11 protein-coding genes are annotated in these 13,863 nt (G+C 69.5%); 8 read left to right on the top strand and 3 right to left on the bottom strand.

The annotated features are described in order from the left end of the window. The first annotated feature begins 1 nt into the window (after window position 1). From ACIP5T_RS08180 to ACIP5T_RS08170, 3 genes are read left to right on the top strand one after another with little or no spacing between them, the layout of a single operon-like run. Window positions 2-2,626 carry a family 78 glycoside hydrolase catalytic domain gene (locus tag ACIP5T_RS08180; protein ID WP_400862172.1) on the top strand — a complete coding sequence of 875 codons (2,625 nt, stop codon included), beginning with the start codon at window positions 2-4 and terminating at the stop codon, window positions 2,624-2,626. Further along, entirely contained in the window at window positions 2,623-3,669 is a 1,047-nt protein-coding gene (locus ACIP5T_RS08175; protein WP_400862170.1) for a family 43 glycosylhydrolase, read from the top strand. The genes ACIP5T_RS08180 and ACIP5T_RS08175 overlap by 4 nt, the downstream gene beginning before the upstream one ends. A gap of 57 nt (window positions 3,670-3,726) precedes the next feature. Beyond that, window positions 3,727-4,017: a hypothetical protein gene (locus ACIP5T_RS08170; RefSeq protein WP_400862168.1), complete on the top strand. Its 291-nt coding sequence runs from the start codon at window positions 3,727-3,729 to the stop codon at window positions 4,015-4,017. A gap of 6 nt (window positions 4,018-4,023) precedes the next feature. On the opposite strand, the gene ACIP5T_RS08165 is transcribed toward ACIP5T_RS08170, so the two are convergent. Continuing rightward, window positions 4,024-4,956: a LysR family transcriptional regulator gene (locus ACIP5T_RS08165; protein ID WP_400862167.1), complete on the bottom strand. Its 933-nt coding sequence runs from the start codon at window positions 4,954-4,956 to the stop codon at window positions 4,024-4,026. A 71-nt stretch (window positions 4,957-5,027) separates the two neighbouring features. Between ACIP5T_RS08165 and ACIP5T_RS08160 the strand changes: the two genes are divergently transcribed. Next, window positions 5,028-6,758 carry an L-aspartate oxidase gene (locus ACIP5T_RS08160; RefSeq protein WP_400862165.1) on the top strand — a complete coding sequence of 577 codons (1,731 nt, stop codon included), beginning with the start codon at window positions 5,028-5,030 and terminating at the stop codon, window positions 6,756-6,758. Between the two features lie 76 nt (window positions 6,759-6,834). Here ACIP5T_RS08160 and ACIP5T_RS08155 read toward each other — a convergent pair whose 3' ends face one another. Beyond that, window positions 6,835-7,152, bottom strand: coding sequence for a hypothetical protein (locus ACIP5T_RS08155; RefSeq protein ID WP_400862163.1), 318 nt, complete (start codon window positions 7,150-7,152; stop codon window positions 6,835-6,837). A gap of 115 nt (window positions 7,153-7,267) precedes the next feature. Between ACIP5T_RS08155 and ACIP5T_RS08150 the strand changes: the two genes are divergently transcribed. The 4 genes from ACIP5T_RS08150 to ACIP5T_RS08135 are packed head-to-tail and all read left to right on the top strand — an operon-like array spanning window position 7,268 to window position 11,118. Beyond that, window positions 7,268-8,761, top strand: a complete 1,494-nt coding sequence (locus tag ACIP5T_RS08150) for an L-serine ammonia-lyase, iron-sulfur-dependent, subunit alpha (RefSeq protein ID WP_400862161.1) — start codon at window positions 7,268-7,270, stop codon at window positions 8,759-8,761. Window positions 8,762-8,820: 59 nt separating this feature from the next. Further along, a complete protein-coding gene (locus tag ACIP5T_RS08145; RefSeq protein ID WP_400862159.1) occupies window positions 8,821-9,573 on the top strand; it encodes an AAA family ATPase in 753 nt (250 codons plus the stop codon). 37 nt (window positions 9,574-9,610) lie between these two features. Beyond that, complete coding sequence (locus ACIP5T_RS08140) at window positions 9,611-10,387, top strand: ABC transporter ATP-binding protein (protein ID WP_400862157.1); 777 nt, start codon at window positions 9,611-9,613, stop codon at window positions 10,385-10,387. After that, on the top strand, window positions 10,384-11,118 hold the full coding sequence (locus ACIP5T_RS08135) for an ABC transporter permease (protein WP_400862155.1): 735 nt from the start codon (window positions 10,384-10,386) through the stop codon (window positions 11,116-11,118). Before ACIP5T_RS08140 ends, ACIP5T_RS08135 begins: the two co-directional genes overlap by 4 nt. Window positions 11,119-11,139: 21 nt before the next feature. On the opposite strand, the gene hrpB is transcribed toward ACIP5T_RS08135, so the two are convergent. Continuing rightward, window positions 11,140-13,692, bottom strand: coding sequence for an ATP-dependent helicase HrpB (gene hrpB / locus ACIP5T_RS08130; RefSeq protein ID WP_400862153.1), 2,553 nt, complete (start codon window positions 13,690-13,692; stop codon window positions 11,140-11,142). Window positions 13,693-13,863 lie beyond the last annotated feature (171 nt).

Raw genomic sequence — 13,863 nt, 5'->3', positions numbered from 1 at the left:
CATGACGAACATCATCGAGATCTGGCTGGAGAACAGGCGCGCAGGCAAGACCCTGGGGATCGGCGAAGCCGAGCCGCGGATCTCCTTCGTGGCGGATGCCGCGGCCCCCGCGTTCGAACTGGAGTTCACCGCAGACGACGGCGTCACGCGTGTCGAGCGCACCGCCTCGACCCAGCTCGTGCCGTGGCCGTTCGCATCCCTGGCTCCCCGTGCCGGGGGAGAGCTGCGCGTCCGCGCTGTCGACTCCGACACCTGGAGCGAGCCGATGAGGATCGAGGCCGGCCTCGGCGACGACTGGCAGGTCGATTTCGTCTCGCCCTCTGTCGTGGCCGACCGCACGACGCCGCGACCCGCCCATCTGCTGCGGGCCGTCGTCGCCGAGGGCGCGCTGCCCGAGGGCATCGTCCGGGCGCGGATCTACTCGACGGCGCACGGCGTCTACGAGCTCGAGCTCAACGGCGAGCGCATCGGCGACGACGTGCTGGCGCCAGGCTGGACGAGCTACACCCATCGCATCCGCTATCAGACCCATGACGTGACCGCGGCGCTGCGCAGCGGTGAGAACGTGCTCGGCGCGTGGCTCGCCGACGGCTGGTACCGCGGCCACATCGGCTTCGACGGCGGTGTCTGGGACATCTACGGATCCGACGTCGCGCTGCTCGCGCAGCTCGAGGTGACCACCGCCGACGGCACGATCCATCACGTGCCGCTGGAATGGAGCGCTGCTCCGTCGCCGATCACCGAGGTGGGGCTGTATGAGGGAGAGGCCTTCGATGCGCGCCTCGTGCAGGACGGCTGGTCGGCTCCCGGCTATGACGCCTCCGACTGGTCCTCGGCAGCCCTGCTGCCTCGGTCCGACTTCCCCGCGGCGATCGAGCCGCCCACCGCGCTGCCCGTGCAGGAGACCGAGACTCTGCGTCCGGTATCGACCACACGACAGCCGAGCGGCCGCATCCGTCTCGATTTCGGGCAGAACATCTCGGGTGTCCTGCGCGTCAGGCTTCGAGCGGATGCCGGTCACACGGTGCGCCTGCATCACGCCGAGGTCATCGAGAACGGCGAGCTCGGCACCCGGCCACTTCGTGCGGCGACCTCGGTCGACACGTACACAGCCGCGGGCCTCGCTGAGGAGACCTACACACCCCGGTTCACGATCCACGGCTTCCAGTACGCCGAGCTCGAGAACTGGCCGGGCGAGCTTCGAGAGGGCGACGTCGAAGCTGTGGTGATCCACACGGGTATGCGTCCGACCGGCTGGTTCGAGTCATCGAACGACGGACTCGACAAGCTGCACTCGAACGTCGTCTGGAGCATGCGCGACAACTTCGTCGATCTGCCCACTGACTGCCCGCAGCGAGACGAGCGCGTCGGGTGGACCGGCGATATCCAGGTGTTCGCCCCGACTGCGCTTCGGCTGTTCGCGGCCCACGGCACCCTCACCGGCTGGTTGCGGGACCTCGCCTTCGAGCAGGCCGACCAGGGCCACGTGCCCAACTTCGTGCCCTGGGTGGAGTGCGGCTTCCCGAACTTCCCGACGGCGGCCTGGGGGGACGCGGCCGTGATCGTGCCGTGGGAGATGTACCGCAACGACGGCGACCTGCGCATCCTCGCAGACCAGTACCCGAGCATGCGCGCCTGGGTCGATCTCGTCGACGACCTCACCGGAAACACCGGACTCTGGAACACCGGCTTCCAGCTGGGAGACTGGCTCGACCCGACCGCTCCGCCCGAGGATCCCGGCAAGTCGCACACCGACAAGTACCTCGTGGCGACCGCCTATCACGTGCGCACGGCGCGGATCCTGGCCGACACCGCGGCGCTCCTGGGAGAGGAGGCGGATGCCGCGCACTACCGCACGGTCGCCGACCGAGCCGCCCGCGCCTTCCAGGACGAGTTCCTCAGCGACAGCGGCCGAGTGGTCAGCGATACCCCGACCTCGATCGCCGTCGCGCTCGTGTTCGAGCTCTTCGAGAACGAGGACCAGGTGCTGCGTGCCGGTGCCCGGCTGCAGGAGCTGGTGGGGGTCGGCGGGTTCCACATCTCGACGGGCTTCGTCGGCACGCCGATCATCTGCGACGCGCTCGTGCGCGCCGGCAGCATTGACTACGCGTACCACCTGCTGCTGCAGGATGAGCTGCCGTCGTGGCTGTATCCGGTCAGCATGGGGGCGACGACGATCTGGGAGCGGTGGGACAGCATGCTGCCGGACGGGTCGATCAACCCGGGCGACATGACGTCGTTCAACCACTACGCGCTCGGGGCTGTCGCGGACTTCCTGCACCGTGCGGTCGCAGGGCTCGCCGCCGACGCGCCGGGATGGGAGCGCATCCGCTTCGAGCCTCGCCCCGGTGGCGGTCTCGAACATGCGAGTGCGCGGTACGACAGCGTCCGCGGCACGGCCGCCATCGCCTGGCGTCGCGACGGAGAGGAGCTGTCGATCGAGGTCGAGGTGCCTGCAGCATCCACCGGCGTGCTGGTGCTGCCGGGTTCGACGGAGGAGATCCCGGTGGGACCAGGGACGCACTCGTTCACCACCGCGTTCCGGTCAGTCGATGACGATCCCGAACGTCCGTTCTTCGGTTGGCGCCGGCCAGAACCCGTTCTCGAGAATGAGGGAGCAGCATGACACAGCAGCACATCCGACCGGGGCAGGTGTGGCTCGACACCAAGGGCGAGCGCATCCACGCCCACGGCGGCTCGGTGCTCACGGTCGACGGGGTGCACTACTGGTACGGCGAGAACAAGGAGTTCTCCACCCCCGGCAGCGGCATCTGGCACTGGGGCGTGCGGTGCTACTCGTCGACCGACCTCGTCGACTGGGACGACCGCGGTGTCATCATCCCGCCCGACGAGGAGGACGAGTCTTCACCGCTGCATCCGTCGCAGGGTCTCGATCGACCGCACATCATCTTCAACGCCGAGACGGGCAAGTTCGTGTGCTGGGTGAAGGTGATGACCAAGGGATCGGTGCAGCGCTCGACGGTGCTCACCGCCGACAGCATCCTCGGTCCCTACGAGATCCAGCGCACCTGGCTGCGGCCCCTCGACATGAGCGCCGGCGACTTCGATCTAGTCGTCGACCCGCACGACGGCAAGGGGTACTACTACTTCGAGCGCGTGCATTCCGAGATGATCTGCGCCGATCTCACCAGCGACTACACCGACGTCACCGGGTACTACTCGACCCACTTCCCGCAGCCGCAGCCGCCGTACGTGCGCGAGGCGCCGGCCCATTTCCTGCGCCACGGACTGCACTACCTGCTGACGTCCGGCACCACGGGGTACTACCCGAACCCGTCGGAGTCGGCGGTCTCGCGCAGCTATCACGGCCCCTTCGAGGTGCTCGGCGACCTGCATCCGCAGGACGACTCGCGCACGTCGTTCCACTCGCAGATCTCCTCGGTGTTCCGGCATCCCGGCAAGAAGGACCTCTACATCGCCATCGCCGACCGCTGGCTTCCGCGGTATCTCGACCACGGCGATCGAGCCCGTCAGGCCTTCATCGAGCACTTCGGGCCCGGCAAGGACAGCGACGAGCCGATGGAGGAGTTCGCCTACGTCGACACGTCGATCGCCGATTACGTCTGGCTGCCGATCCGGTTCGACGGCGACCGGCCGATCATCGAGTGGCGCGAGGAGTGGTCGCCCGACGAGTACGAGGACGCCTGATCATCGGTCGTCGAGCGGTGCTCAGGCACGGTGCCCCCGCTGGGTAGGCTCGTGCTCATGACGCTTCCCGAGCAGGCCCAGAACAACCGGGTGTGGCACGTGATCGGCCTCGTGTGCGGAGTCCTGGCGATCGTGTCGCTGTTCGTGCTGCCGAGCGGCATCGTGGGGTACCTCATCGCCATCGCCATCGCGATCGCCGCGGCCGCCGCGCTGATCGGCCATGCCTCCGTGCGGCGTCACGGTGCGTTCCGCGCCGCCGCCATCGTCGGGCTCAGCCTGGCCTACCTCGGACTGATCATGTCCGTCAGTCTGCTGGTGGTCCGGCTCCTGCGCGTGTTCGCCGGCTGAGCTGCGTCAGTCGAGCAGGCTCGTGATCGCGGGGTCGCGTCTGGCGACCTCGGCGGCCGTCGCGACGATCACGTGACGCATCGCCGCGACGGCGATCGCGGGGGTGACGTCGGCGCGGTGGGCGAGGCTCACGGTTCGGGTCATCATCGGATGCGTGAGTCGCACCGACCGCAGTGCCGGCTGATCGAGGAGCACCATCGCCGGGACGACCGCGACTCCGACGCCGCGCTCGACGAAGCGCAGCACCGCATCCATCTCCGCACCTTCGAGCACGAAGTTCGGAGTCAACCCGGCCGAGCGGAACGCCGCATCCGTCGTCGCCCGCAGCTCATAGGTCTCGTCGAGGGCGATCAGGGGGAGGGTGGCGAGGTGAGCGAGGCTCATCGACGAGGACGACGACACCGGGGGCTCGGATGCCGCGGAGACCACGACGAGCTCCTCGGTGAGCAGCGGCATCCGCGACAGGCTGAACCCCGACGGCGGAGGACCCTCCGACTCGGTGATGAGTGCGATGTCGACCGCGCCGACGGCGAGCTGGTCGACCAGCAGTCGTGAGCCGCTCTCGGTGAGGTGCAGGTCGACACCGGGATGGGCGGCGTGAAAGGTGCTGATCGCCTCGGCGACGAGACTGATGCAGAGCGTGGGAGGAGCGCCGAGTCGGACGCGCCCGCGGCGGAGGCCGGCGAGCTCGCCCATCTCCTCGCGGATGGCATCGGATTCCGCGAGCATCCGCTGTGCGCGGGGGAGGAGCGCTTCGCCGGCGGAGGTGAGCGCGATGTGGCCGCGAGCCCGATGGAAGAGCTCGGCCCCGAGCTCGCGCTCCAGCGTCGAGATCTGTCGGCTCAGCGACGGCTGGGCGAGGTGCAGGTGCTCGGAGGCGCGGGTGAAGTGGCCGAGGCGGGCGACCTCGACGAACCCGCGGAGCTGCTCGAGGTTCATGCCTGCAGTCTATCGATACGAGTAGAACAATGCATTGGAGTTATTAGGTCGCCCTAACTAGCGTCGAATGCATGAGTACTCGCGAACGTCAGATCTCCACCACGGTCCTGGTCATCGGGACCGGCGGATCCGGGCTGCGCGCGGCGATCGAGGTCGCCGAACACGGCATCGACGTCCTCGCCGTCGGCAAACGCCCCCGACAGGATGCCCACACCTCCCTCGCCGCCGGCGGCATCAACGCCGCTCTCGGAACCATGGACGAAGGCGACAGCTGGCAGCAGCACGCCGCCGACACCATCAAGGAGAGCTACCTGCTCGCAAACCCCCACACGGTCGAGATCGTGACGCAGGGCGCCGAGCGCGGCATCCGCGATCTCGAGCGCTGGGGCATGGACTTCGCCCGTGAAGACGACGGGCGCATCTCGCAGCGGTTCTTCGGCGCGCACACCTTCCGTCGCACGGCGTTCGCCGGCGACTACACCGGCCTCGAGATCCAGCGCACGCTCGTCGCCAAGGCCGAGCAGCTCGACGTGCCGATCCTCGACCACGTCTACATCACCCGGCTGCTCGTGCGCGACAACGTCGTCTTCGGCGCCTACGGCTTCGACCAGTCCGACGGCACGCGCTACCTGATCCACGCGGATGCTGTGATCCTCGCCGCGGGCGGACACAACCGCATCTGGCGTCGTACTTCGTCGCGCCGCGACGAGAACACCGGCGACTCGTTCCGCCTCGCGGTGGAGGCGGGCGCGCGGCTGCGTGACCCCGAGCTCGTGCAGTTCCACCCCTCGGGCATCATCGAGCCCGAGAACGCGGCGGGCACCCTCATCTCGGAGGCCGCTCGCGGCGAAGGCGGCATCCTGCGCAACGCCCTCGGCGAGCGGTTCATGTCGAAGTACGACCCCGAGCGCATGGAGCTCTCGACCCGCGACCGCGTCGCGCTCGCCGCGTACACCGAGATCGCCGAGGGCCGGGGAACCGAGAACGGCGGCGTCTGGCTCGACGTCTCACATCTGCCGCGGGAGACGATCATGACTCGTCTGCCCCGCGTGTATCAGACGATGATGGAGCTGCAGATGCTCGACATCACCACCGATCCGATCGAGATCGCGCCGACCGCGCACTACTCGATGGGCGGCGTGTGGGTGCGTCCGGACGACCACCAGACCGACGTCGACGGCCTCTATGCGATCGGCGAGGCCTCCAGCGGGTTGCATGGAGCCAACCGTCTCGGCGGCAACTCGCTCATCGAGCTTCTCGTCTACGGGCGCATCGTGGGTCAGGCGGCGATGGCGCACGCGGCAGGGCTCGACGCGCAGCGCCGGTCGGCGGAGGCGGTGGCTCAGGCGAGAGCAGAGATCGACGACCTTCTCGCCGCCGACGGCCGAGAGAACGTGCGGGCCCTGCAGCGGTCGATCCGCAACACGATGACGCAGCACGCGGGTGTCGTCCGCTCGGAGGAGGGACTGCGAGCCGGCCTTGCCGAGCTCGACATGATCGAGGGGCGCATGGAGGACATCGGCATCCACCCCGACATCGCGGGCTTCCAGGATCTCGCGCACGCGTTCGACCTGAAGGCCTCGGCCCTCGCGGCGCGGGCCACGCTCGAAGCTGCGTTGGAGCGTCGCGAGACGCGCGGATGCCACAACCGCAGCGACTATCCCGACACCGATCCGACGCTGCAGGTCAATCTCGTCTGGTCGCCGACCGGCGGTGTGACGCACGAATCGATCCCCGAGATCCCCGCCGAGATCGCCGAGCTCATGCGCGAGGTCGACACCGAGGGCAAGCTCGTCGAGTAGCCCTTCCCGAACTCGCTCCCGTCGCAGGGTGCATCGCGACGGGAGCGGCCGGGTGGCGGAGCGAGGTAGGAGTCGCTCAGTCGCCCTCGTCGGTCTCCGGGCCGTCGATGACCCCGATCCCGACCGCCTCATGGTCGGGCTCGGGGTCGTTGCGCGTCGGGGCCTTGGGCTCCTCGGAGGGCTCCTTCTCAGTGCTCGGCTCCTCGAGCTCGTCGTTGCTGGGAACCTCGGAGGGATCCGCGTCTTCGGGCGAGTCGGCCTCTGCCGGCTTCTCGGCGGTGTTCGCCGGATCCTTGAACTCGCCGGCGTCGCCGGACGACGGCGTCGGGGTCGGTGTCTGCGCCTCGGGGTCGAGGCCGGAGGTCGGGTCCTGCTCAGGCGTGCTGTTCGTCATGATCGTCCCTTTCGCGTCGGATACACCCCCAGGATCAGGTTCTGCACCCGCGACGAGAAGGGCCTTGACGGCGGTGTCCTGACCCGTCTCCCCGCCCACGACGTAGGCTGAGGAGGTGACAGCGTACGTCTCGGCCTTCGATCTCTTCTCCATCGGAGTGGGCCCCTCGAGTTCCCACACGGTCGGGCCGATGCGGGCGGCACTCGAGTTCGCTCGGCGACTGCGTTCGGACGCCGTGCTCGACCGCGTCGCGCGGATCGGCTGCACGCTCTACGGATCGCTGGGGGCCACCGGCATCGGACACGGCACGCCCGATGCGGTCGTCGCCGGACTCCGCGGTCTGGCCCCGGAGACCTGCGATCCGGCTGACGTCCGGGCGGCCTGGACCGAACTTCGCGAGGGTGCGACACTGCGGATCGACGGCGTGCACGAGATCCCGTTCTCGAAGGGCGACATCGAGTTCGCGCCTCGCACCCGACTACCCGGTCATCCGAACGCCATGACGATCACCGCGTGGGATGCCGCCGAGGGCGTGGTCGCCGAGCAGACCTACTACTCCGTCGGCGGCGGGTTCATCCGCCGGGACGGAGAGGACGCGAAGCTCGCCTCTGCCCCGCTGCCGTATTCCTATGCCGATGCCGCGTCCCTGCTCGCCCTGTGCGACGAGCACGGCCTGTCGATCGCCGAGGTCGCGCGTTTGAACGAGACCGCGGAGCGTCCGGAAGAAGAGGTCGCCGCGGGACTCGACGCGATCTGGGATGCGATGGCCGCATGCGTCGAGAACGGACTGCACTCCGACGGCGTGCTTCCCGGCATGCTCAAGGTCAAGAGGCGGGCGAGCATGATCCGCTCTCAACTCGAGGAGGCAGAGGCCGACGGCCATCGCGAGCTGCCGGGAGAGTGGCTGGGTGCCTTCGCGCTCGCCGTGAACGAAGAGAACGCCGCGGGTGGTCGGGTCGTCACTGCTCCGACGAACGGTGCTGCCGGCATCCTTCCCGCCGTCGCGATGTACTGGTGGCGATTCCTCGCCGATTCGGGTCTCGGCGCCGGCAATGCCGTGACGCCGTACGGAGAGCTGGTCGGCAGTGCGCTGCTCGGCTTCGACGGCACACGGGCCATCGACGCGGCGCAGGCCACTGACGACGAAGCCGTCGCCGATGCGAACCGTCGCCGCGGTATCAGGAGGTTCCTGCTCACCGCCACCGCGCTGGGCTCGCTGTTCAAGGCCAATGCGTCGATCTCGGGTGCTGAGGGCGGATGCCAGGCCGAGGTCGGCTCGGCCTGTGCGATGGCGGCCGGAGGGCTGACGGCTGTGATGGGCGGCACGAACCGGCAGATCGAGAACGCCGCCGAGATCGCGATGGAGCACCACCTCGGACTCACCTGCGACCCGATCGGCGGACTCGTGCAGATCCCGTGCATCGAGCGCAACGCCATAGCGGCCTCGACGGCGGTCACGGCTGCCCGCCTCGCGCTGCGCGGCGACGGCAGCCACTACGTCTCCCTCGACGCTGTGGTCGAGACGATGCGCCAGACCGGCATCGACATGTCGACCAAGTACAAGGAGACCAGCGAGGGCGGCCTCGCGGTCAACGTCATCGAATGCTGATCCGACGTCCCGACGATCGCGTCGGTGGCTGCGGCTAGCCTCCTTCGGAGGAGGAACGCATGGAATCGATCTGGACCCCCGGCAGCCGTCGTCGACGAGAGCAGCCGGTCGTCGCCGTGCGAGCGAGCGATGACGCCCCCGAGCCCGGGCGGGTCTGGCCGACGAGCATCCCCGCAGTGGCCCAGGTGCTGAAAGAGGGGATCGACCTCTCGCCCGGGGTGACGTTCCTCGTCGGTGAGAACGGCAGCGGCAAGTCCACGATCGTCGAGGGGATCGCGATCGCCTACGGCCTCTCGCCCGAAGGAGGTTCGAAGTTCGCCAGACACAGCACCCGGCCCACAGAATCGCCGCTGTCGGAATGGCTGCGGCTGCAACGAGGCGTCGGCGCGAACCGCTGGGGATTCTTCCTGCGGGCCGAGACGATGCACTCGTTCTACACCTACCTCGAAGAGAACCCCTCGCCGCGGGGCGATGTGCCGTTCCACGAGATGAGTCACGGCGAGTCGTTCCTCGCGCTCCTCGAGAGCCGCTTCGACGAGCCCGGGTTCTATTGTCTCGACGAGCCCGAAGCAGCACTGTCGTTCCAGTCGACACTCATCCTCATCGCCGTGCTGCAGCGCATCGTCGACGACGGCGGCCAGGTGCTGTGCGCCACGCACTCGCCCGTGCTCGCCGCGCTGCCGGGCGCCCGGATCCTCGAGGTGGGCGACTGGGGCATCCGTCCTGCCGAGTGGAACGACCTCGAGCTCGTGAATCACTGGCGCTCGTTCCTGCAGGACCCGCCGCGGTACCTGCGGCATCTGCTCGACTAGGGGTCGCCGAGGCGGCTGCGCGGGCAGATAATCAAGCATGACGAACGGTCCGGCGGTCGAGATCACGGGGCTCCGTGTGCGCAGAGGCACGACGGAGGTCTTCGACGGGATCGATCTGACGATCCCGCAGGGCGAGATCACCGGACTCCTGGGCCCATCCGGATGCGGCAAGACGACGCTGATGCGCTCGATCGTGGGGGTGCAGCGCATCGCCGACGGCACGGTGACGGTGCTCGGCGAGCCGGGCGGATCGGCGCAGCTGCGCCACCGGGTGGCATACGGCACCCAGGGTGCTGCCGTCTACGGCGACCTGACCGTCCGTCAGAACCTCTCGTACCTGGCGGCCGTGTTGAAGGCGCCGAAGGGCGATGTCGATCGGGTGATCGCCGAGGTCGGTCTCGAGGCGCAGGCGGGCCAGCTCGTCGAATCGCTCAGCGGCGGCCAGACCACGCGCATCTCGCTGGCCATGGCGCTCATCGGCTCTCCTGAGCTCATCGTGCTCGACGAGCCGACCGTCGGCCTCGACCCGGTGCTGCGCGTCGAGCTGTGGGAGCTGTTCCGCGGGCTCGCGCACCGCGGAGTGACGATGATCGTCTCCAGTCATGTGATGGATGAGGCACTGAGATGCGACCGGCTCGTGCTGATGCGCAGCGGGCGGATCATCGCCGACACGACACCGGCGGCTCTGCTCGCCGACACCGACACGGACGACCCCGATGCGGCGTTCCTCGCTCTGATCCAACGCGACAGCCGCGAGCAGGAGGGCCGTACCCCGCCCGCCACACGACGTGCGCGAAGGGAGGCGGGGGAGTGAACGCCCGTCGGATTCTCGCCACCGCGGCTCGTGTGCTCGGCCAGCTGCGACACGACCCGCGGTCGATCGCACTCATGCTCGTCGCGCCGAGCCTGCTGGTCGGTCTGTTCGCGTGGCTGTTCAGTGATCAGGACGGGGTGTTCGACCAGTTCGGCGGCGCGATCCTCGCGCTGTTCCCGTTCATCGTGATGTTCCTGATCACCTCGATCACGACCTTGCGGGAGCGTCGTTCCGGGACCCTCGAGCGCCTCATGACCACTCCGCTCGGCAAGGCCGACTTCATTCTCGGGTATGCCCTGGCCTTCGGGCTCATGGCCCTGCTGCAGGCGGTGATCACCGTGTCGTTCGCCGTCGGTGTGTGCGGACTCGACGTCGAGGGCGAACTCTGGCAGCTCGGACTCGTCGCCGTGGTCGACGCGCTTCTCGGAACGGCACTCGGACTGCTCGCGAGCGCCTTCGCTCAGACCGAGTTCCAGGCCGTGCAGTTCATGCCGCTGATCGTGTTCCCGCAGATCATCCTCGGCGGGCTCTTCATGCCGCGCGATCAGATGCCCGATGTCCTGCATGCGATCTCGGACTGGCTGCCGCTGAGCTACGCGATCGACACGATCAATGCGGTGACGGCCGGCGACGAAGGATGGGACGTCTACGCACCGTTGCTCGTGGTCGTCGCGTTCGGCGTCGGCGCGCTCGTGCTCGCGTCGCTGACCCTGCGGCGGCGGACGCCCTGAGACCGCGGTCCGCGGCGCTGCTCAGCGTGCGGAGCGGTTCTTGGTGTGCTTCGTGGGCACGGCGGCCCAGGGATCCTCCGGCCACGGATGCCGCGGGTAGCGGCCCCGCATCTCTGCGCGCACCTGACTGTAGGGGCCCGACCAGAACGAGCCGAGGTCGTCGGTGACCGCGAGCGGACGCCCCGCGGGCGACAGCAGATGGAACAGCACCGGCACCCGCCCGTCGACCAGCCGCGGGGTCTCTGCCCAGCCGAAGCACTCCTGCAGCTTCACGGCCACGACAGGCCGCGCGGTGGCGTCGTCGACCGCGGGGTAGTCGAGGCGGACTCGCGAGCCGCTGGGCACCTCGAGACGCTCGGGGGCGAGCTCGTCGAGGCGCGCGGCCTCGGGCCAGGGGAGCAGGCGGCGCAGCGCCGACGACAGCGAGACTCGTCCGGCAGGCGTGCCACCGGCGAGAGCATCGAGCTCGGGTGCGAGCCAGTCGTCGAGAGCGTCGAGCAGTCCGGCATCCGACACGTCTGGCCAGGGCGCGCCGAGCTCCCGTCGCAGCAGGCCCAGTCGGCGGCGCAGAGCGGCAGCGGTGTCAGACCAGGTGAGCATGTCGAGACCCTCACGCCGGATCGCGCGGCGCACGGCATCGCGCCCCTCGTGAGCGGACGCCCGCACCGGCGAGGACGACCGAAGGATCGCGCCGACGCGACGTTCTCGGCGCGCCTGGACTCGGCCCGCCGTGAACTCCGCCTCGACACGGTCGGTCATCAGATGATTCGCTGCGCGCTCCATCTGCGCCTCGGTGAGCACGGCCGCCGATCGGATGATCGCGCCCGAGCCGGCAGCCGCCCGTGCGGAGGCGCGGGCGACGTCGGCGACCGCGAGCCACTCGACGGCCCCGAGCGGACCACGCACCCCCGCCCGGGTGCCGGATGCCAGCAGGAATGTCGCGCCTTCGGCGGTGCGCTCGACGCGATGGGCGATCCGCTCGGGGAAGGCGAGCGCGATCACGAGTCCGACGCCGTCGAGATCCGATCGCACGCCCGGTGTCGGGCGAACCATGCGCTCGAGGCGATCGGCGTCGTCGCGCCACCGGCGCGCATCGGCCGTTCGTCCGCCTCGCAGGGCGATGAGTGCCTGCGCGACGTCGGCCTCCGCGACGCGCACGTCACCGCCGAGGACGGCGACGACCTCGGCGGCGAGTCGGCTGCCGACGACCGGACTGCCGTCGCGGAGAGCGCGCGCGAGGCGAGGGTCGGCAGGAATCCGAGCGAGGGCGCGACCCTCGGCGGTCGCGCGACCCTCGTCGTCGAGCGCGCCGAGACCACGGAGCACCGAGGTGGCATCAGCCAGGCTGTCTGCGGGCAGCGGGTCGATCATGCGCAGACCTGCACCGCCAGGAGCGCCCCAGCAGGCGAGGAGCAGGGCGGCGTCCGCGAGATCGGTCACCGCGATCTCGGGTGAGGGACGGGCGGGAGCAGCTGCATAGGAACGCTCGTCGACGCAGCGGATGACGGTGCCGGGGCCTTGGCGCGTGGCTCTGCCGGCGCGCTGCACGCATGACGAACGCGAGGCGGCGGTCGTGACCAGGCCCGTCATGCCGCGGGTGGCATCGCGCTGCGGATGCCGCGAGAGACAGCTGTCGACCACGAGGCGCACACCCGGCACGGTGAGCGAGGACTCCGCAAGCGATGTCGTGACGATGATCCGCGGTGGGGCTGCAGACGAGCGGCCACGGATCACCGCATCCTGTTCGGCCGCGGGGATCTGGCCGTGCAGCTCTCGCACGTCGAACGCATCACTCGCGTCGCGGATGCGGCGGGCGATCTCCGACACCTCACGCGCGCCCGGTGCGAACACCAGCACGTCGGCGCCGGGGGTCTCGCGGATCAGATCACGGGCAGCCGATGCGGCGGTGCGGGCGACGTGCTCGAGGAACCCTCTGGTGACTCCGCGCTCGTCGAGCCTCGGCGTCGGGCTCGGAACCCAGCGCTCGACGAGCGGGAAGGCCGGAACGTCGTGGTCGATGATCGGCGCGGGAAGAGCATCCGTCCCGAGCACCGCGGCGATGCGCGCTGCATCGAGCGTGGCCGACATGGCGATGACCACGAGGTCGTCCCGCAACTCGCGCACCTCGGAGAGCAGGCCGATCAGCAGATCGGTCTCGAGCGCGCGCTCATGCACCTCGTCGATGATCACGGCCTCCACGCCGTCGAGTCCTGGGTCGTCGATCATGCGCCGCAGCAGCACTCCCGCGGTGACGAACTCGACTCGGGTCTGCGGTCCCGCCGAGCGCTCGCCGCGCACGGTGAAGCCCACGCGGGTGCCCAGCGGCGAGCCGTCGAGCTGTGCGAGGCGACGGGCGGCCGCGCGGGCGGCGACGCGACGAGGCTGGGTGACGATCACCCGCCCGGTCGACCGCGATGCGAGCAGCGGTGGCACGAGCGTGGTCTTGCCCGTGCCGGGAGGTGCGCTCACGACCACCGAACTGCTCGTGTCCAGCGCCGCCGAGAGCTCGTCGAGGGCGCCCGCGAACGAGAGCCCCGCGCCGATGGCGGCGAGGTCGAAGGCGGCGGTCGGCATGCTTCCAGTCTGCCTGCTCTTCACAACTCCGGAGATCCGCGCCCCAGCGGAATGAATCGGGCTCTTCGGCCGCTGACGGCGCCGGATCTCCGGAGTGATGGCACCGACCGCCGGCATCCGACACACAGAAAGCGGATGCCGCGACCGATCCGGCCGCGGCATCCGCTGTGT

Origin of the sequence: Microbacterium sp. NPDC088619 (assembly GCF_044752825.1) — a bacterium.
Taxonomy (GTDB): domain Bacteria; phylum Actinomycetota; class Actinomycetes; order Actinomycetales; family Microbacteriaceae; genus Microbacterium.
The sequence above is the reverse complement of the archived record's forward strand: the minus strand, read 5'-3'. Positions and strand labels throughout refer to the sequence as shown.